Here is a 1,238-nt window from a genome sequence, read left to right as displayed (position 1 = left end):
TGTTACGTAATCATAAACTGGCAAAAAGTATTTCTGATGTCTCTTGGTCTCGTTTTGTGACGCAATTACAATATAAGGCTGATTGGTACGGACGGAAAATCATTAAGGTAGATAAATGGTTTCCATCTAGTCAAATCTGTTCCAAATGTGGTCATAAAGACGGCAAGAAGTCTCTTAAAATCCGAGAATGGACTTGTCCTGTTTGTCGTACACATCATGATCGAGATATCAATGCCAGTATGAATATCTTGAACGAAGGTCTAAGAATAATGGCATTCTCTTAAGTAGCATCAAGAACCGTAGGAACTACGGGGATAGCTTGGTAAATAAGAGACACCGCTGTTAGCAAAGAAATAAACTATCAAGTACGCTCTATTCCCAAGAAGCTCCCACTTCAAGCATTAAAAACTTTAGGTTTAGCTAAGTGGTGAGTAGTTCACCGTTTTTTGCCGTTCAACACTCTGGCAATCATAGCAATCGTCGGTAAAATCATAATGAACAGTACGATGTAGTAAAGATTAACAACCCCATTCTCCATCGAAACTGGTACAAACAAACCAACAAGTGTAATAAGCGCTAAAATAATAAAATTTATAAATACACATGTAAGTAGTTCAGAAACTTTTGAAATTCCTTTGTAATCAAACGTTTTTAACCAATATTCTTTGTACACGAAGGCACCTCCTCATAAAAACATCATCACTTCTAATATTCATGTTCAAGAAACGATTTGACTGAATCGTTCTGTCGTATTTGCTACAACATTTTCTAAAGCAATCATGAAGTTTTCAATCAGTCCCCACTTAATTTCAGCTTACTGAACCGTTAATAACATGTCAAGGTATGATAACAAAGGCAAAAACAAAACGACTAACACCCCAAAATTGTCAGTTGCTTTCTGTGTCGTATACAAAATATATTAATTGAAGAAAATGAACAACGCGTAATATGATTTTTTCATTCTAACAGTTCATTTTATGATAGACTTTTCTCGAGAAAGTACTTTCTCCAATAATAAGCATAGCAACTACAAACACAGTTTAACTGGCATTCTTAAAATATTGTCAAAACAGCCCTGTGAACTACTCACCACTTAGCTAAACCTAAAGCTTTTTAAAGCTTGAAATGGGAGCTTCTTGGGAATAGAGCGTACTTGATAGTTTATTTCTTTACTAACAGCGCTGTCTCTTATTTACCAAGCTATCCCCGTAGTTCCTACGGTTCTTGATGCTACTTAA

Annotated in this window: 2 protein-coding genes; one reads left to right on the top strand and one right to left on the bottom strand. The window is 35.5% G+C overall.

All coding sequences use genetic code 11. The annotated features are described in order from the left end of the window. On the top strand, positions 1-284 hold a 284-nt coding region (locus TP70_RS12060), incomplete at its 5' end, for an RNA-guided endonuclease TnpB family protein (RefSeq protein WP_156962276.1). 152 nt (positions 285-436) lie between these two features. Here the strand turns inward: TP70_RS12060 and TP70_RS09210 are convergent. Continuing rightward, positions 437-673 (bottom strand): hypothetical protein, encoded by a 237-nt coding sequence (locus TP70_RS09210; protein WP_044361173.1) that lies wholly within the window; start codon positions 671-673, stop codon positions 437-439. Positions 674-1,238: the final 565 nt, after the last annotated feature.

This window comes from Staphylococcus microti (assembly GCF_000934465.1).
Taxonomy (GTDB): Bacteria; Bacillota; Bacilli; order Staphylococcales; family Staphylococcaceae; genus Staphylococcus; species Staphylococcus microti.
This window is presented reverse-complemented; position numbering and strand designations above follow the sequence as displayed.